Source organism: Variovorax sp. P1_H2, from assembly GCF_056405295.1.
Genome location: NZ_JBFUCJ010000079.1, coordinates 16,813 through 34,713, shown reverse-complemented (window position 1 = coordinate 34,713; position 17,901 = coordinate 16,813). Strand labels below are relative to the sequence as shown.

Below are 17,901 nucleotides of genomic sequence, written 5' to 3'. Positions count from 1 at the left end.
CCGTTGCCGTGCACGAACACGATCGGCGGCCGCTCGCTGGCCGAGGGAGGGGTGGAGCAGGCAGCGAGCATGGCGGTGGAAAGGCCGAGTGCGATCAGTTGGCGGCGAGAGTACATGGAAAGGCTTTCTCCAATGAAAACGCCCGCCGGCGGGGCCGGCGGGCGCGAGGGGCTATCGGGTCGGACAGCTGCGGATGTTCAGGCGAACACTCCCGCGGTGTCCTGCATGCGGGCCGACACTTCGCCGAGGTGATGCAGGCTGTCGCCGAAGGTCATCTCGAGCTGCGTGAGCTTGCGGAAGTAGTGGCTGCCGATGTATTCGTCGGTCACGCCGATGCCGCCGTGCAGCTGCACCGACTGCTGGCTCACGAAGCGCATCGAGACGCCGAGCTGGTACTTGGCGCGAGCGATCGCTTGGCGCCGTTCGGCGGCCGGGGCGTTGAGCTTGAGGCTGGCGTAGTAGCTCATCGAGCGGGCCAGTTCGAGCTGCATCTTCATGTCGGCGACACGGTGGCGAAGCGCCTGGAAAGTGGCGATCGCGACACCGAACTGCTTGCGCGTGTTCATGTAGTCGACCGTGACCGCGAGCGTCTGGTCCATCACGCCGACGGCTTCGGCGCAGGTCGACGCGATGCCGATGTCGACGCCGTATTCGAGTGCGGCCAGGCCGTCGCGGGTCAGCAGCGTGGCGGCCGCGCCGTCGAACACGACTTCGGCTGCGCGGCTGCCGTCCTGCGTGCCGTAGCCGCGGGCGGCGACGCCGTCGGCGGCCCGTTCGACCAGGAACAGGGCGATCTGGCCTTCGAGCTGCGCCGGCACCAGGAAGGCATCGGCCTCGTCACCGGCCGGCACCAGGCTCTTGGTGCCATGCAGCTTGAAGCCGTCGCCGGCCTTCTCTGCCTTGGCCTCGCAGACGTCGAGCCGGTAGCGCGCCTTGCGCTCCTGGTAGGCCAGCACCACCAGGGCCTGACCGCCGGCGATGCGCGGCAGCCAGTTGTCCTTGGTGTCGGCATCGGCATGGCCGGCCAGCAGCGCGCCGGCGATGAAGGATTGCGCCAGCGGCTCGAGCACGATGCYGCGGCCCAGCTCTTCCATCACGACCATGCCTTCGACCGGGCCCATGCCCAGGCCGCCCTCGTCCTCGGGAATGTAGAGGCCGCCCAGGCCGAGCTCGGCCAGTTCGTCCCAGGCCTCGCGCGAGAAGCCGCCGGCCGCTTCGTTGGCGCGGCGGCGCTCGAAGCCGTAGCCTTTTTCGACCCACTTGGCGACGGCGTCGCGAAGCTGCTGCTGGTCGTCCGAAAAATTGAAGTCCATATCAAGTCCTTGCGTAAGCCTCGCTGGAGCCCCCTCCCGGAGGGGGTGCGGGGGAGTCAAACATTCAGCGCGTGGCGCAGGCCGTTCTACGGCTTCAGCCGAGAACGGTCTGCGCGACGATGTTGCGTTGCACTTCGTTGCTGCCACCGTAGATGGTGGTCTTGCGCATGTTGAAGTAGGTCGAGGCCAGCGGTGCCAGCTGGGGGTGGCCGCCCGGGAAGTTGCCCTGCCAGCCGGCTTCCATCGCCTCGCGGATCAGCGGCAGCGAATAGGGGCCGCCGGCCAGCATCATCAGCTCGGAGTAGCGCTGCTGGATCTCGCTGCCCTTGATCTTCAGCAGGCCCGCGATGTCGAGCGAGTTCTTGCCCGAGGTGGCGGCCGACAGCACCCGCAGCACCAGCATCTCGAGCGCGACCACGTCGACCTCGAGCTTGGCGATCTCGTCGCGGAAGCGGGTGTCTTCCCAGACGCCTTCGCTCTTGGCCAGGCGCTTGAGCCGCTCCAGCTCGCGCTTGGCGCGGTTGACGTCGGCGATGTTGGTGCGCTCGTGCGAGAGCAGGTGTTTGGCGTAGGTCCAGCCCTTGTTCTCCTCGCCGATCAGGTTCTCGGCCGGCACCTCGACGTTGTCGAAGAAGACCTCGTTGACTTCGTAGCCGCCGTCGAGCAGCTTGATCGGGCGCACCGTGACGCCCTTGGACTTCATGTCGACCAGCAGGAAGCTGATGCCGGTCTGCGGCTTGCCTTCGTTGCTGGTGCGCACCAGGCAGAAGATCCACTCGCCGTACTGGCCCAGCGTGGTCCAGGTCTTCTGGCCGTTCACGATGTACTTGTCGCCCTGGCGCTCGGCCTTGGTCTTGACCGAGGCCAGGTCGGAACCCGAGCCCGGTTCGCTGTAGCCCTGGCTCCACCAGACCTCGCCGCTCGCGATGCCGGGCAGGAAGCGCTTCTGCTGCTCGGGATTGCCGTAGGCCATGATCACCGGCGCCACCATCACCGGGCCGAAGGGGATGATGCGCGGCGCGCCGGCCAGCGCGGCTTCTTCCTCGAACAGGTGCTTCTCGACCGCGGTCCAGCCGGGGCCGCCGAACTCCTTCGGCCAGCCGTAGCCCAGCCAGCCCTTCTTGCCGAGGATCTTGGCCCATCGCTGCAGGTCGTCACGCGTCAGTTCGAGCGCGTTGTGCACCTTGTGCGAGATGTCTTGGGGAAGGTTTTCTTTGACCCAGGCGCGAATATCTTCGCGGAACTTCTGTTCTTCGGGCGTGAAGCTCAAATCCATGCGTGCCTCGCTGTGTTGAATCGAACCGCCACGGACGCGGCGTGTCTCCGGAACCGCCGGTTTTAGCACGGTCGTGCGCTTCCGGGGTGTCCGCGCCGCGACAATGCGGCCTCGCAAAAGCACACGGATAATCCCGCGTCCGATGAAGAATATTGTGATCCTTATCTCCGGCGGCGGGTCGAACATGGCGGCCATCGTGCGGGCCGCCGAGCAGGAGCGCTGGGCCGCCCGCTTCGATGCCCGGGTCGCCGCCGTCATCAGCAACAAGCCGGAGGCTGCGGGCCTCGCATGGGCCCGCGCCCACGGCGTCGCCACCACGGTGGTTCCGCACAAGGACTTCGCCAGCCGCGAAGATTTCGACGCCGCGCTGGCTGAGGCCATCGACGCGCACGCGCCCGCCCTGGTCGTGCTGGCCGGATTCATGCGCATCCTGACCCCGGGCTTCGTGGCCCGATACGCCGGCCGGCTGCTCAATATCCACCCGTCGCTGCTGCCGGCGTTCCCGGGGCTTCATACCCACCAGCGTGCGATCGAGGCGGGCTGCAAGGTGGCGGGGCTCACGGTGCACCAGGTGACGGTCGAACTCGACCATGGGCCGATCCTCGCGCAGGCGGTGGTGCCGGTGCTGCCCGACGACACCGCCGCAAGCCTCGCGGAACGTGTTCTGGTGCACGAACATCGGGTTTACCCGCAAGCGATTGCGGCTTGGCTCAGAGAAACAGAATGACACAATCCGCGGAGTCTGGTTTCTACTCTTCGAGCCTCGCGAAGCGCAACCGTGACGAGCCGTCGATGTCCACGCGGCCGCCGAACATGGCGGCCGGGCGCACCCAGAGCCCGCGCTCGCCGTAGAGCGCGCGGTAGAGCGTCATCGGCTCCAGCGTCTCGCTGTGCCGCACGGTGCCCAGGACTTCGTACTCGCCGCCCTTGTAGTGGCGGTAGCGCCCGGGCGGGGTCTCGATCAGGGGTGGCAGGTCGTCGTCGTTCACGCTGTGTGTTTCCTTGATGGAACTGAAAGGTCGGGATGGATAGGGCGGATTTTGTTCATCTCGTGCGCTTGAGCGAGCATGCCAGCGCCGACGACAGCAGCGGCTACCGGCGCGGCGTCGCGATCTTCGCCGCCCTGGGCTACCTCTGGGTGATCGCCTGCCTGGCGCTGGCGATGGGCATCATCGCCTGGGTGGTCGGCGGGCTGGCACACGGCGGGCGCTTCAACTTCAGCCGTGGCTGGCTGCTGCTGTTCGCGCTCGGCCTGTTGTGGGCCACGCTGCGCGCCTTGTGGGTGAGCTTCGACGAGCCCGAAGGCGTGGCCCTGGAGCGCGAGGACGCGCCGGCGCTGTTCGAGGCATTGGACCGCATTCGGCAACGGATCGACGGCCCGCCGGTGCACCGCGTCTACCTCGACAGCGAGTTCAACGCCAGCATCCGGCAGTTGCCGCGCTTCGGGCTCTTCGGCGGCGCGGTCAACCATCTCAGCATCGGCCTGCCGCTGCTGATGGCGCTGGACCGCCGGCGCCTGCTGTCGGTGCTGGCCCACGAATACGGGCATCTGCGCGGCAATCACGGCAAGCTGAGCGCCTGGATCTATCGCACGCGGATGTCGTGGCTCAAGCTGGACGCCAGCTTCCAGCGCGACGAGGGCGTGATGGCCTTCGCCTCGCAGGCCTTCTTCCGCTGGTACTTTCCGCGTTTCGCCGCCAAGACCTTCGCGCTGGCGCGGCAGGATGAGTACGAGGCCGATCGCGTCGCTGCTCGCCTTCTCGGCACCCGGGTGGTGGCCGGCGCGCTGACCGAGATCGTGGTCAAGAGCGCCTGGTACGCCGAGAATTTCTGGCCCGCGCACTGGTCGCGGGCGGTCGACGAGCCGATCCCGGTCGGCCCGTTCTCGGCGATGGCGCCGCAGCTGCGCGCGCCGATGGCGCCGGATTTCGCGCGCTCGGCGCTGCGCGCCGCGCTACGCAGCGTCAGCGATGTCGATGACACCCACCCGGTGCTGCGCGATCGGCTCGAAGCGCTCGACGAGAAGCCCGTCCTGCCGTCCTGGTCGGCGAAATCGGCGCTGGGGATGCTCGCCGATGCACCCCGATGGACCGCCCATTTCGACAGCGAATGGCGCCGAGACCATGCCAACGACTGGAAGCAGCACCATGCTTACCTGGTCCGGGTGCGCGAGCGGGTCGCCGTCCTGGCCGCCAGCGCCGGCCGCAACAACGCCGACGAGATGGTCGAGTGGGCCGACTGCGCGCGTCGGCTCGATGCATCGGCCGAGGTTCTCGGCCTCTATGAGCGCGCCCTGCAACTGACCGACAACCATCCGGGCGCCCTGCGCGGCCTGGCGCAGCTGTTGCCGGCCCGCGACCGCGGCGCGCGCCTCGCGGTGCTGGAGCGGCTGCACGAATCGAGCATGGCCAGCCGCTGGTGGGCCGCCAAGACGGCGGTCGGCCTGCTCGAGGACCCGGATGCCGGCGGGCACGACGAGCGCGCGCTCAAGCTCTGGCGCGAGCGGGCCAGGACGGCGGAGGAGGCCGAGCAACGTGCCTGGGAAGAGATCACCGCCACGCCCTTCTTCGCCCAGATCGCGCGCCACGACCTGAGCGAGTTCGAGCTCGGCGAACTGCGGGCCGATCTGGTTCGCTGCAGCCCGGTCTGGCGGGCCTGGCTGGTGCGCAAGAACCTGCGCGAATTCCCTTGGCGGCGCGCCTACGTGCTGTTCCTCGAATTGCCGCAAATGAGCGACGACGAGCGTTGGCAGCTGTGCCGCCAGCTCGAGCAGACCCTGAGCCTGCCGGGCGCCGTGCTGGTCTTGTGGGCCGGCCATTCGCCGACTCTGGAGCAGATCGAGCGCCAGGCCTTCGGCGCGATCTGGGCCCGAACCGCCGTCTCATCCTGAGGGGAGCGCGCGACCAGGCCGGCGCCGGGCCCCCCCAAGGCGGCCTGCGGCCCCCTCGGGGGCAGCGACCCACACGCAGTGGGGGAGCGTGGGGGCCAGGCCGGCGCCGGGCCGCCCCAAGGCGGCCTGCGGCCCCCTCGGGGGGCAGCGAGTACACGAAGTGACGGAGCGTGGGGGCCATGTACTTGACTGAGACAATGCAGGGATGCACCCCAAAGCCCTGCTTGACGCCACCGCCGACCTGGTCGGCCTGGTTCTGAAATTCGATCACCCGGCCGACCAGGTCGTTTCGCGCTTCTTCCGCGACCATCGCGAATTCGGGCCGCGCGAGCGCGCCACCCTGGCCGAGACCGTCTACACGGTGCTGCGCAAGAAGCTGCTGTTCGACCACCTGTYGCCCTCCGGCAGCGGGCCGAAGGAGCGGCGGATGGCGATCCTCGRCTTCCATGGCCCGCGCGACTTCCTCAAGAGCGCGCTCAACGACACCGAGAAGCGCTGGCTCGACAACTGCGATGCCGTCAAGCCCGACGACCTGCTCGAACGGCATCGCCACAACCTGCCCGAATGGCTGGTGGCGCCGCTCAAGGCGCAGCTGGGCGACCAGTTCTGGCCGTTGGTGGAAAGCCTGCAGCAGCCGGCGCCGCTCGACCTCCGGGTCAACGCCCTCAGCGACAAGCGGCCAGAGGTCCAGAAGGAACTGGCCAAGGCGGCGATCAAGGCGGTCCCCACGCCGTTCTCGCCCTGGGGCCTGCGCATCGACGGCAAGCCCGCCCTGAACAAGCTCGATGCCTTCACCCGCGGTGCGGTCGAGGTGCAGGACGAGGGTTCCCAGTTGCTGGCCCTGCTGCTGGACGCCAAGCGCGGCGAGATGGTGGTCGATTTCTGCGCCGGCGCCGGCGGCAAGACCCTGGCCATCGGCGCCACCATGCGCAACACGGGGCGGCTCTATGCCTTCGACACTTCCGCCCACCGCCTCGACGCCCTCAAGCCGCGGCTGGCCCGCAGCGGCCTGTCGAACGTGCATCCGGCGGCCATCGCCCATGAGCGCGACGATCGCATCAAGCGGCTGGCCGGCAAGATCGACCGGGTGCTGGTCGATGCGCCGTGTTCGGGGCTCGGCACCCTGCGGCGCAATCCGGACCTGAAATGGCGCCAGTCGCCGCAATCGGTGCAGGAACTGACGGTCAAGCAGGCCGCGATCCTGCAGAGTGCGGCCCGGCTGGTGAAATCGGGTGGCCGGCTGGTCTACGCCACCTGCAGCGTGCTGCCGGAAGAGAACGAGGCCATCGCCGAGGCCTTCGGCGCCGCCAACCCGGATTTCGAGCTACAGGACGCGTCGGAGCTGCTGGCCGGCCTCAAGGTGGCGGGCGCCGAGGCCCTGTGCGCGGGCGGCGAAAGCGGGACGCGCTTCCTTCGGCTCTGGCCCCATCGCCACGCCACCGACGGCTTTTTTGCCGCAGTGTGGAACCGAAAATAGGCGGCAGGCTCCAAAGCGTGGGAAAACTTGCGATAAATCAAGGATTTAGGCCCCTTTCCAGGCCCCAACCTTTAAAATCGCGGGTTATCTAGAGGCTGCACCTTCGTGTGGCCATGGAGTACTGATTTCAATGTTGCTTCCTGACTCTGCCGTACTGAGCGCGGCCATCGATTGGCTCGGAAACGGCTTGTGGGACCTTACATGGTGGCAAGTCGTGCTGTACACGCTCGTCACCACGCACATCACGATCGCGGCGGTCACGATCTTCCTGCACCGGACGCAAACGCACCGGGCCATGGATCTGGGCCCGATCCCCTCGCATTTCTTCCGCTTCTGGCTCTGGCTGGGCACCGGCATGGTGACCAAGGAATGGGTGGCTATCCACCGCAAGCACCACGCCAAGTGCGAAACCGTGGACGACCCCCACAGCCCGCAGGTCAAGGGTATCGACGAAGTCATGTGGCGCGGCGCCGAGCTGTACCGCAAGGAATCGAAGAACAAGGAGACGATGGAGCGTTTCGGCCACGGCACGCCCGACGACTGGATCGAGCGCAACCTGTACACGCGCTACAGCTGGCAGGGCGTGGGCCTGATGCTGATTCTCAATGTCGCCCTGTTCGGCATGCTCGGCCTGACCGTGTGGGCCGTCCAGATGCTCTGGATCCCGTTCTGGGCCGCCGGCGTCGTCAACGGCATCGGCCACTACTGGGGCTACCGCAACTTCGAAGCCACCGATGCCAGCACCAACCTGATTCCGTGGGGCATCATCATCGGCGGCGAAGAGCTGCACAACAACCACCACACCTACCCGACCTCGGCCAAGTTCTCGGTCAAGAAGTACGAGTTCGACATCGGCTGGGTCTACATCAGCCTGATGCAGAAGATCGGCTGGGCCAAGGTCAAGAAGCTGCCGCCCAAGATGCAGATGGGCGACGTGGTGCCGGTGGCCAACGAGAAGACCCTCGAGGCCGTGATCGCCAACCGCTACGAAGTGATGGCCGGCTATGCGCGCGAAATGCGCCGCGCCACCCGCGCAGAGTTGGCACAGCTCAAGGCCAAGGGGGCCGACCTGTCGGCGCTCAAAGCGGCCAAGAACTGGCTGCACCGCGACGACGACAAGGTGCCCGCTGCCGTGCGCTCGAACCTGGTCCAGGCACGTGCCGCCCACCCGGTGCTCGACAAGATGGTGACCATGCGCGAAGAGCTGCGCCAGCTGTGGCTCAACACCTCGCATTCGCGTGAGCAGTTGGCTGCCGACCTGGCCGCCTGGTGCCATCGCGCCGAGGCCAGTGGCATTGCCGGTCTGCGCGAGTTCTCGACTCGTCTGCGCGCCGCGAGGGCCTGAGCTTCCGTCCCAGCGCCTGGCTGCTCCCAGGTAAAGAGCCGGCTTTCGAGCCGGCTTTTTTGTGCCCGCGGCAACGGCGGGCAACAAAAAACCCGCTGGATCGCAGCGGGTTCTTGTTGTTGGAAAGCGCTGAATTACTTCAGCTTGATTTCCTTGTACTCGACGTGCTTGCGCGCCTTCGGGTCGAACTTCATGATCGACATCTTTTCAGGCATCGTCTTCTTGTTCTTGCTGGTCGTGTAGAAATGGCCGGTACCCGCGGTGGATTCCAGCTTGATCTTTTCGCGTCCGCCTTTGCTCGTTGCCATGATTCAGCTCCTTAAGCTTGGCCGCGTGCGCGCAGGTCTGCGAGCACGGCGTCGATGCCGTTCTTGTCGATCAGGCGCAGGGCAGCGCTCGAAACCCGCAGGCGAACCCAGCGGTTTTCCGTTTCGACCCAGAAACGACGGTATTGCAGGTTCGGCAGGAACCGGCGCTTGGTTTTGTTGTTGGCGTGGGAAACATTGTTTCCGACCATCGGGCCTTTGCCCGTGACTTCGCAGACGCGTGCCATGTGGACACTCTTTCTTGAACAGCTGGCACCAAAGCAACGCAGCAGGGTTGCGTGGGTGGTTTGCAGCTTGACCTCGCCAGAAACGGGTGGCGGTACCCCGATGTCGCCGACCGACGCATGCGTCAAGCTCGGCAAAGCCCGAAATTATAGCCCAAACCCTTCACACGACCGGCGCAGCCAGGCCGAGTAGGTGAAACACCGCGGAGCCGGCTTCGCCGGGCCGCTGGTGTTGCCCCCGGCAGGGGGCTGAGGAGCCGCGGCTCCAAGCCTGCCTGCGCAGGCTTGGACGGCTCCGAAGGGCCGCTGCCTCTGGCGGCGACTTGAGGCGCCCGGACACGAAGTGCCGGGCAACCTGGGGGCGAGCTATTGTTCCAAAAAGCGCTGGGCGTCCAGTGCGGCCATGCAGCCGGTTCCGGCGCTGGTGATCGCCTGGCGATAGACATGGTCCTGCACGTCGCCGGCGGCGAACACGCCCGGCACGCTGGTCATCGTCGCGAATCCCTGCAGGCCCGAGCGGGTCAGGATGTAGCCGTCCTTCATCTCGAGCTGGCCCTGGAAGATGTCGGTGTTGGGGTGGTGGCCAATGGCGATGAAGCAGCCCTTGAGCCGTAGATCCTCGGTGGCGCCGGTCTGGGTGTTCTTGAGCCGGATGCCGGTCACGCCCGAATCGTCGCCCAGCACCTGGTCCAGCGTGTTGTGGACCTTGAGCTCGATCTTGCCTTCGGCGACCTTGGCGTGCAGCTTGTCGATCAGGATCGGCTCGGCGCGGAACTTGTCGCGCCGGTGCACCAGCGTGACCTTGCTGGCAATGTTCGACAGGTACAGCGCTTCCTCGACCGCGGTGTTGCCGCCGCCGATGACGCAGACTTCCTGTTCGCGGTAGAAGAAGCCGTCGCAGGTAGCGCAGCCCGAGACGCCGCGGCCCATGAAGTGCTGCTCGGATTCGAGCCCCAGGTACTTGGCCGAGGCGCCGGTGGCGATGATCAGCGCGTCGCAGGTGTAGGTGCCGCTGTCGCCGGTCAGGGTAAAGGGGCGCTTGCTGAAGTCGACCTTGTTGATATGGTCGAAGACGATTCGGGTCTTGAAGCGCTCGGCGTGCTCCAGGAAGCGCTGCATCAGGTCGGGCCCCTGCACGCCGTGGACATCGGCCGGCCAGTTGTCGACGTCGGTCGTCGTCATGAGCTGCCCGCCTTGAGCCATGCCGGTGATCAGCATGGGTTCGAGATTGGCGCGGGCCGCGTAGACTGCCGCGGTATAACCGGCCGGGCCGGAGCCGAGAATGAGAACCTTAGCGTGCGGAGTGGATGACATGAGTAGAAAACCTAGGATTGACGCTGCAGCAGCGTGTACATTTTCAGGGTGTTTTATAGATATGGAGTATCACCGTTCGGTTCAAGCCCGGATGGCGGCTCCTTTCAATGGGCGCGATTGTATGAATCCATCGATGATGCAATCGCGCCAAATCGGGGATTGATGAATGTCGATGCTGTCCAATCTTGAATTGCTCCGTCGCGTGCCGTTGTTCGCAGCGCTGACACCTGCCCAGTCCGCGAGCATCGCCGACGCGATCGTCAAGAAGCGTTTCAAGCGTGCCGAGGTGGTGGTCGAACAGGGCAAGAAGTCGGATGCGCTCTACATCATCCTGACCGGGCGGGCCCGCGTCATGAGCACCGACAGCCGCGGGCGGGAGGTCATCCTCGCCACTCTGCAGCCGGGCGACTACGTCGGCGAGATGAGCATGATCGACGATGAGCCGCATTCGGCCACTGTGCGCACCGAGATCCAGACCGACGTCCTGATGCTCGACCGGGAGGCCTTCGCGCGCTGTCTGCCCGAGAATTCCTCGATGTCCTACAACATCATGCGTGGCCTGGTGGCGCGCCTGCGCCATGCCGATCGCAAGATCGAGTCGCTGGCACTGATGGACGTCTATGGCCGTGTCGCCCGTTCGCTGCTCGAATTCGCGGTCGACGATGGCGAAGGCAACCTCAAGGTGCGCGACAAGATCTCGCGGCAGGATCTGGCCAAGATGGTCGGCGCCTCGCGCGAGATGGTCAGCCGCGTCATGAAGGATCTCGAAGAGCGTGGCTTCGTCCAGACGCAGATCGATGGCTCGATGATCGTCAAGGAACGACTCTCATCGCTCACCTGACAGGCTGGCCGGCGGCGTCGCGGGCCGGCCACGACGTCGCCCGCCCCGACAATGCGGCCGCGGGCGTTTTCGTTGTAGTTTTGCCGGATCTCCAGCCCGCCCCCGCGGGCTGCACGGCGTGCCTTTCATGACCTATTCGCTCAATACTCTTCAAAACTCCTCATCGGGCGAGCCGCAGCCGGTGCGACTGCGCGCGATGCGATTCGCCCACGAGATCACGCTGATCGCCGGCTTCGTGGTGCTGCTGTTCTGGCTGCTCGCGATGCTGAGCTTCACGCCCTCGGACGCCGCTTGGTCGACCTCGGGCACCGGCGGCGAAGTCAAGAACTGGGGCGGCCGCATCGGCGCCTGGCTGGCCGATGCCAGCTATTTCCTGGCCGGCTACTCGGTCTGGTGGTGCCTGGCGGCCGGCCTGCGCGTCTGGCTGTCCTCGCTGGCCGGCTGGATGCGGGGCGGCGAGGCGGCGGCGGGCGAACAGACGCCGCGCGGACCTTTCAACCGCAGCCGCCTGGCCTTCTGGTTCGGGCTGATCCTGCTGCTCTGCGCCAGCGCGGTGCTCGAATGGTCGCGGCTGTATCGGCTCGAGTTCCGCCTGCCGGGGCATGGCGGCGGGGTGCTCGGCTACCTGGTCGGGCCGGCCAGCGTCAAGTGGATGGGCTTCACCGGCTCGGCCCTGATCGCGATCGCCGGCGGCGTGATCGGCTCGGCGCTGGTGTTCCGCTTCTCCTGGGGCCAGATCGCCGAACGCATCGGCACGCGCCTGTATTCGCTGTTCGAGTCGCGGCGCGAAAAGCGCGAGATCGCGCAGGACATCGCGATGGGCAAGCAGGCGGTGCGCGAGCGCGAGGAACTGTCCGCGGTCGACACCGGGCCCGAGCCGGAGGTGCCCGATGAAGAGCTGCGCATCCTGCCTCGGCCCAAGCGGCGCGCACCGTCGCCGCCGGTCCAGATCGAGCCGGCGCTGGCCGAGGTGCCGAAGAGCGATCGCGTGGCAAAGGAACGCCAGAAGCCCCTGTTCCGCGAACTGCCCGACAGCAAGCTGCCGCAGGTCGACCTGCTCGACGCCGCGCAGATGCGCCAGGAAACCGTGTCGCCCGACACGCTCGAGATGACTTCCCGGATGATCGAGAAGAAGCTCAAGGACTTCGGCGTCGAGGTGCGCGTGGTGCTGGCCTCGCCGGGTCCGGTCATCACGCGCTACGAGATCGAGCCGGCCACCGGCGTCAAGGGCTCGCAGATCGTCGGACTTGCCAAGGACCTGGCGCGATCGCTGTCGCTGGTGTCGATCCGGGTGGTCGAGACGATCCCGGGCAAGAACTACATGGCGCTCGAACTGCCGAACGCCAAGCGGCAGTCGATCAAGCTCAGCGAAATCCTCGGCTCGCAGGTCTACAACGAGGGCAAGTCGATGCTCACGATGGGCCTGGGCAAGGACATCATCGGCAATCCGGTGGTCGCCGACCTGGCGAAAATGCCTCACGTGCTGGTGGCGGGCACCACGGGCTCCGGCAAGTCGGTCGGCATCAACGCGATGATCCTGAGCCTCTTGTACAAGGCCGAGGCGCGTGACGTGCGCCTGTTGATGATCGACCCCAAGATGCTCGAGATGTCGGTCTACGAAGGCATCCCGCACCTGCTGGCACCGGTGGTGACCGATATGCGGCAGGCCGCGCACGGCCTGAACTGGTGCGTGGCCGAGATGGAGCGGCGCTACAAGCTCATGAGCAAGCTCGGCGTGCGCAACCTGGCCGGCTACAACGTCAAGATCGACGAGGCGAAGGCGCGCGAGGAGTTCATCTACAACCCGTTCAGCCTGACGCCCGACAGTCCGGAGCCGCTGCAACGCGAGCCGCACATCGTGGTCGTGATCGACGAACTGGCCGACCTGATGATGGTGGTCGGCAAGAAGATCGAAGAGCTGATCGCCCGGCTGGCGCAGAAGGCGCGGGCGGCCGGCATCCACCTCATCCTGGCGACCCAGCGGCCCAGCGTGGACGTGATCACCGGCCTGATCAAGGCCAACATCCCGACCCGCATCGCCTTCCAGGTGTCGAGCAAGATCGACTCCCGCACCATCCTCGACCAGATGGGCGCCGAGGCGCTGCTGGGCATGGGCGACATGCTCTACATGCCGAGCGGCACCGGTTTGCCGGTGCGCGTCCACGGCGCTTTCGTGAGCGACGAGGAAGTGCACCGTGTGGTCGCCTACCTCAAGTCGCAAGGGGAGCCGGACTACATCGAGGGCGTGCTCGAAGGCGGTACCGTCGATGGCGACGGCGACGTGCTGGGCGAGAGCGGCGGCGAGGGCGGCGAGAAGGACCCGATGTACGACCAGGCGGTCGAGGTCGTGCTGAAGCACCGCAAGGCCAGCATCTCGCTGGTTCAGCGCCACTTGAAGATCGGCTACAACCGCGCGGCGCGGCTGGTCGAGGACATGGAGAACGCGGGCTTGGTGAGCGCGATGAGCGGCAGCGGCCAGCGCGAGATCCTGGTGCCTGCAAGGACGGAATGAACGGGTCGAAGATGACGATGAAGAAGCTGATCGTGGGCGCCTTGTTCGCGGTGGCCGTGGCCGGTGCGTGGGCCGGCGGCATGGAGAGCCTCGAGGCCTTCGTGAAGACCGTGAAGTCGGGTCGCGCCGGGTTCACCCAGACCGTGACGGCACCGCCGAAGGACGGCCAGGCGTCGCGCCCCAAGGTCTCGACCGGCCGCTTCGAATTCCAGCGGCCGGGCAAGTTCAGGTTCGACTACGAGAAGCCCTTCGTCCAGAGCATCGTCGCCGACGGCGAGACGCTGTCGCTCTACGATGCCGACCTGAATCAGGTCACGCAGCGCAAGCAGGCGCAGGCGCTGGGTTCCACGCCCGCGGCGCTGATCGCGGCGGCGCCCGACCTGCGCGCGCTGCAGGCCGACTTCACGCTCGAAGCCGGACCTGAGCGCGACGGATTGCAGTGGGTCAAGGCAACGCCCAAGAGCAAGGACGGGCAACTCCAGAGTGTGCAGGTCGGCTTCCAGGGCGAAGCGCTGTCGGCGCTCGAGATCCTCGACAGCTTCGGCCAGCGCTCGGTGCTCAAGTTCGGCAAGGTCGAGGTCAACCCGTCGTTGCCGCCGTCGACTTTCCAGTTCAAGGTGCCGGTCGGTGCCGACGTGATTCGCCAGTAGCGCGCCTTCGGCGCCTTGCGCGGGCATCTCAAGCCCGCACGGCTAGGATCCGGGGCGACACTATGTTTCCGATGGCCACCAGTACCCACACTCCCCTTGCCGAACGTCTTCGCCCGCGCACCCTCGGCGAGGTGATCGGGCAGCAGCACCTGTTGGGCCCCGGCATGCCCTTGCGCATCGCCTTCGAGTCCGGCCAGCCGCATTCGTGCATCCTTTGGGGCCCGCCCGGCGTCGGCAAGACGACCATCGCGCGCCTGATGGCGGACGCCTTCGATGCCCAGTTCCTGAGCATCAGCGCAGTGCTCGGCGGCGTGAAGGACATCCGAGACGCGGTCGAGCGCGCCCTCTCGGCACGCGACGGACTCGAGCAGCGCCGCACCATCGTCTTCGTCGACGAGGTCCATCGCTTCAACAAGAGCCAGCAGGATGCCTTCCTGCCGCACGTCGAGTCGGGCCTGTTCACCTTCATCGGCGCGACCACGGAGAACCCTTCCTTCGAGGTCAATTCGGCGCTGCTGTCGCGGGCCGCGGTCTACGTGCTGCAGCCGCTCGCCGAGGCCGATCTCAAGAAGATCGTCGAACGGGCGCAGGACATCCAGGCGGTGCCGGCGATCGCCGCCGAGGCGGTCGACCGCCTGGTCGCCTATGCCGACGGCGATGCCCGGCGACTGCTCAATACGCTGGAGACGCTGGCGGTCGCCGCCGGCGCCGAGAAGCTCGACAGCATCACCGATGCCTGGCTGCTGCGCGTGCTCGGCGAGCGGTTGCGGCGCTACGACAAGGGCGGCGAGCAGTTCTACGACACCATTTCGGCGCTGCACAAGTCGGTGCGCGGCAGCGACCCCGATGCGGCACTGTATTGGTTCGTGCGCATGCTCGACGGCGGCGCCGATCCGCGCTACATGGCGCGCCGGCTGGTGCGCATGGCGAGCGAGGACATCGGCCTGGCCGACCCGCGCGCGCTGCGGCTCGCGCTCGATGCGGCCGAGGTCTACGAGCGGCTCGGCAGCCCGGAAGGCGAACTGGCGCTGGCCCAGTGCGTGGTCTACCTCGCGGTGGCGCCGAAGTCGAACGCGGTCTACAAGGCGTACAACGAGGTCAAGGCCTTCATCAAGTCGGACGGCACGCGGCCGGTGCCGATGCACCTGCGCAACGCGCCGACGACGCTGATGAAGCAACTCGACTACGGCAAGGGCTATCGCTATGCGCATGACGAGGAGGGCGGATTCGCTGCCGGCGAGACCTATCTTCCCGACGGCCTCGATGCGCCGGGCTTCTACCGCCCGGTGGAACGGGGGCTTGAAATCCGCATTGCGGAAAAGCTGCGCGAATTGCGAAATCGGAACAAGGACGCTGCAGGCTGATACCGCCCTGCATCGGCGCCGATACTTCCTTGCCCCACCGCTGCACTTCGAATGTGCGCCAGCGGGAAAACCCCGTCGAAAGCGCACCAGAAGGGCGTTCCCGCGAAATTACAATCCCGCCACAAACCCGCCGTCGACACATGCTGGCGGGTTTTTTGCTAAGTGAAGCCTAGCGCCCTAACCAGTGCGCCGGGTCAGCCGGGCGCCTCTCGAGGGCGTCAACACAAAAAGGGATTTTCGCTATGGACACCTTGCTGCAGCAGATCATCAACGGTCTGGTTCTCGGCAGCATGTACGCCTTGATAGCCTTGGGCTATACCATGGTGTACGGCATCATCAACCTCATCAATTTCGCGCACGGGGAAGTTCTGATGGTCGGGGCACTGACCAGCTGGAGCATCATCGGCCTCATGCAGGAGTCGATGCCCGGCACGCCGGGCTGGCTGATCCTGCTGATCGCGCTGCTGATCGCCTGCGTGGTCGCCGCCACGCTCAACTTCGTGATCGAGAAGGTGGCCTACCGGCCGCTGCGCAACAGCCCCAAGCTGGCGCCGCTGATCACCGCCATCGGCGTGTCGATCCTGCTGCAGACGCTGGCGATGATCATCTGGAAGCCGACCAACAAGGCCTATCCGAACCTGTTGTCGACCACGCCGATCCACATCGGCGGCGCGGTGATCTCGCCGACCCAGGTGATGATCCTCAGCGTGACGGCGATCTGCCTCGCGATCCTCACCTGGCTGGTCAATTACACCAAGCTCGGCCGCGCGATGCGCGCCACCGCCGAGAACCCGCGCGTGGCCGCCCTCATGGGCATCCGCCCGGACATGGTGATCTCGGCCACCTTCATCATCGGCGCCGTGCTGGCGGCGGTCGCGGGCGTGATGTACGCGTCCAACTACGGCATCGCGCAGCACGCGATGGGCTTCATCCCCGGGCTCAAGGCCTTCACGGCGGCGGTGTTCGGCGGCATCGGCAACCTCGCCGGGGCGGTGGTCGGCGGCATCCTGCTGGGGCTGATCGAGGCCATCGGCTCGGGCTACATCGGGGCGCTGACGGGCGATGTGCTGGGCAGCCACTACAGCGACATCTTCGCCTTCATCGTGCTGATCATCATGCTCACGCTGCGGCCCTCGGGCCTGCTCGGCGAGCGCGTGGCGGACCGGGCCTGAGGAGCACGCGATGAAGAACAGCAAGAACACCTTCCTGTACGCCGTGGGCATCGTTCTGGTGCTCGCACTGCCGCTGCTGCTGCAGACCCAGGGCAATGCCTGGGTCCGGATTGCCGACATCGCGCTGCTCTACGTGATGCTGGCGCTCGGCCTCAACATCGTGGTCGGCTATGCCGGCCTGCTCGACCTCGGCTACGTGGCCTTCTTCGCGATCGGGGCCTACCTGTTCGCGCTGCTGGGGTCGCCGCACCTGACCGACACCTTCCCGGCCATCAAGGCGATGTTCCCGAACGGGCTGCACGTCTCGCTGGTGGTGGTGGTGCCGCTGGCGCTGCTGGTGGCCGGCCTGTTCGGCGCGCTGCTGGGCGCGCCGACGCTGAAGCTGCGCGGCGACTACCTGGCGATCGTGACGCTCGGCTTCGGCGAGATCATCCGGGTGTTCCTGAACAACCTGGACCACCCGGTCAACATCACCAACGGGCCCAAGGGCATCACGGCGATCGATCCGGTGCATTTCTGGGGCCTCAACCTGGGCAAATCGCTCAAGCTCGACGGCTTCACGATCTCGTCGGTGACGCTGTACTACTACCTGTTCCTGTTGTTCGTGGTCTTCACGATCCTCGTCTCGCACCGGCTCCAGGTCTCGCGCATCGGCCGCGCCTGGATGGCGATCCGCGAGGATGAGATTGCCGCCAAGGCGATGGGCATCAATACCCGCAACATGAAGCTGCTGGCCTTCGCCATGGGGGCCAGCTTCGGCGGCGTTTCCGGTGCGATGTTCGCGTCGTTCCAAGGCTTCGTGTCACCCGAGTCCTTCAGCCTGATGGAGTCGGTGATGATCGTCTCGATGGTGGTGCTGGGCGGCATCGGCCACCTGCCGGGCGTGATCCTCGGCGCCATCCTGCTGTCCGCGCTGCCCGAAGTGCTGCGCTATGTCGCCGCGCCGCTGCAATCGATGACCGGCGGCCGGCTCGACGCCTCGATCCTGCGCCAGTTGTTCATCGCGCTGGCGATGATCATCATCATGCTGGTGCGGCCGCGCGGCCTCTGGCCCTCGCCGGAGCACRGCAAATCGCTGGCGCGCCGGGGGACGCAGCCCGCGTCGGGCATGCCGGCGGCAGCGCCGGGGATCGAGACGCCGGCCGATGAAGTGCCCGGCGCCGCCTCGCGTCCGATGTCGATCAATCCGTGAGCCAG

General features: G+C 66.5%; 16 protein-coding genes. 10 read left to right on the top strand and 6 right to left on the bottom strand.

The genetic code is table 11. The annotated features are described in order from the left end of the window. Window positions 1-197: 197 nt before the first annotated feature. Window positions 198-1,313 (bottom strand): acyl-CoA dehydrogenase family protein, encoded by a 1,116-nt coding sequence (locus AC1D2E_RS23695; RefSeq protein WP_478199665.1) that lies wholly within the window; start codon window positions 1,311-1,313, stop codon window positions 198-200. A 94-nt stretch (window positions 1,314-1,407) separates the two neighbouring features. Continuing rightward, window positions 1,408-2,589 (bottom strand): acyl-CoA dehydrogenase family protein, encoded by a 1,182-nt coding sequence (locus tag AC1D2E_RS23690; RefSeq protein WP_478199664.1) that lies wholly within the window; start codon window positions 2,587-2,589, stop codon window positions 1,408-1,410. Between the two features lie 142 nt (window positions 2,590-2,731). On the opposite strand from AC1D2E_RS23690, the gene purN reads away from it, so the two are divergent. Next, window positions 2,732-3,316, top strand: a complete 585-nt coding sequence (purN, locus tag AC1D2E_RS23685) for a phosphoribosylglycinamide formyltransferase (RefSeq protein WP_478172846.1) — start codon at window positions 2,732-2,734, stop codon at window positions 3,314-3,316. A 22-nt stretch (window positions 3,317-3,338) separates the two neighbouring features. Here the strand turns inward: purN and AC1D2E_RS23680 are convergent, their stop codons facing one another. Next, window positions 3,339-3,578, bottom strand: a complete 240-nt coding sequence (locus AC1D2E_RS23680) for a DUF1653 domain-containing protein (protein WP_478172845.1) — start codon at window positions 3,576-3,578, stop codon at window positions 3,339-3,341. Between the two features lie 35 nt (window positions 3,579-3,613). On the opposite strand from AC1D2E_RS23680, the gene AC1D2E_RS23675 reads away from it, so the two are divergent. The 3 genes from AC1D2E_RS23675 (at window position 3,614) to AC1D2E_RS23665 (ending at window position 8,301) form a co-directional block, all read left to right on the top strand. Next, window positions 3,614-5,479, top strand: coding sequence for a M48 family metallopeptidase (locus AC1D2E_RS23675; RefSeq protein ID WP_478199663.1), 1,866 nt, complete (start codon window positions 3,614-3,616; stop codon window positions 5,477-5,479). 205 nt (window positions 5,480-5,684) lie between these two features. Beyond that, a complete protein-coding gene (locus AC1D2E_RS23670) occupies window positions 5,685-6,956 on the top strand; it encodes an RsmB/NOP family class I SAM-dependent RNA methyltransferase (protein WP_478199662.1) in 1,272 nt (423 codons plus the stop codon). A gap of 130 nt (window positions 6,957-7,086) precedes the next feature. Next, on the top strand, window positions 7,087-8,301 hold the full coding sequence (locus tag AC1D2E_RS23665; RefSeq protein ID WP_478199661.1) for a DesA family fatty acid desaturase: 1,215 nt from the start codon (window positions 7,087-7,089) through the stop codon (window positions 8,299-8,301). A gap of 134 nt (window positions 8,302-8,435) precedes the next feature. Here AC1D2E_RS23665 and rpmG read toward each other — a convergent pair whose 3' ends face one another. The 3 genes from rpmG to trxB form a co-directional block, all read right to left on the bottom strand. Beyond that, window positions 8,436-8,609 carry a 50S ribosomal protein L33 gene (gene rpmG / locus AC1D2E_RS23660; RefSeq protein WP_007830291.1) on the bottom strand — a complete coding sequence of 58 codons (174 nt, stop codon included), beginning with the start codon at window positions 8,607-8,609 and terminating at the stop codon, window positions 8,436-8,438. An 11-nt stretch (window positions 8,610-8,620) separates the two neighbouring features. After that, entirely contained in the window at window positions 8,621-8,854 is a 234-nt protein-coding gene (rpmB, locus tag AC1D2E_RS23655) for a 50S ribosomal protein L28 (protein WP_028251282.1), read from the bottom strand. A gap of 363 nt (window positions 8,855-9,217) precedes the next feature. Continuing rightward, window positions 9,218-10,165 (bottom strand): thioredoxin-disulfide reductase, encoded by a 948-nt coding sequence (trxB, locus tag AC1D2E_RS23650; RefSeq protein WP_478172841.1) that lies wholly within the window; start codon window positions 10,163-10,165, stop codon window positions 9,218-9,220. Between the two features lie 166 nt (window positions 10,166-10,331). Between trxB and AC1D2E_RS23645 the strand changes: the two genes are divergently transcribed. The 6 genes from AC1D2E_RS23645 (at window position 10,332) to AC1D2E_RS23620 (ending at window position 17,896) form a co-directional block, all read left to right on the top strand. After that, entirely contained in the window at window positions 10,332-11,006 is a 675-nt protein-coding gene (locus AC1D2E_RS23645) for a Crp/Fnr family transcriptional regulator (protein WP_478172840.1), read from the top strand. Between the two features lie 127 nt (window positions 11,007-11,133). After that, window positions 11,134-13,518 carry a DNA translocase FtsK gene (locus tag AC1D2E_RS23640; protein WP_478199660.1) on the top strand — a complete coding sequence of 795 codons (2,385 nt, stop codon included), beginning with the start codon at window positions 11,134-11,136 and terminating at the stop codon, window positions 13,516-13,518. A 17-nt stretch (window positions 13,519-13,535) separates the two neighbouring features. Continuing rightward, a complete protein-coding gene (gene lolA, locus AC1D2E_RS23635) occupies window positions 13,536-14,168 on the top strand; it encodes an outer membrane lipoprotein periplasmic chaperone LolA (RefSeq protein WP_478199659.1) in 633 nt (210 codons plus the stop codon). 71 nt (window positions 14,169-14,239) lie between these two features. Beyond that, window positions 14,240-15,532, top strand: a complete 1,293-nt coding sequence (locus AC1D2E_RS23630; protein ID WP_478199658.1) for a replication-associated recombination protein A — start codon at window positions 14,240-14,242, stop codon at window positions 15,530-15,532. A gap of 242 nt (window positions 15,533-15,774) precedes the next feature. Then, on the top strand, window positions 15,775-16,704 hold the full coding sequence (locus AC1D2E_RS23625; RefSeq protein WP_478199657.1) for a branched-chain amino acid ABC transporter permease: 930 nt from the start codon (window positions 15,775-15,777) through the stop codon (window positions 16,702-16,704). Window positions 16,705-16,714: 10 nt separating this feature from the next. After that, complete coding sequence (locus AC1D2E_RS23620; RefSeq protein WP_478199656.1) at window positions 16,715-17,896, top strand: ABC transporter permease subunit; 1,182 nt, start codon at window positions 16,715-16,717, stop codon at window positions 17,894-17,896. The last annotated feature ends 5 nt before the right edge of the window (window positions 17,897-17,901 follow it).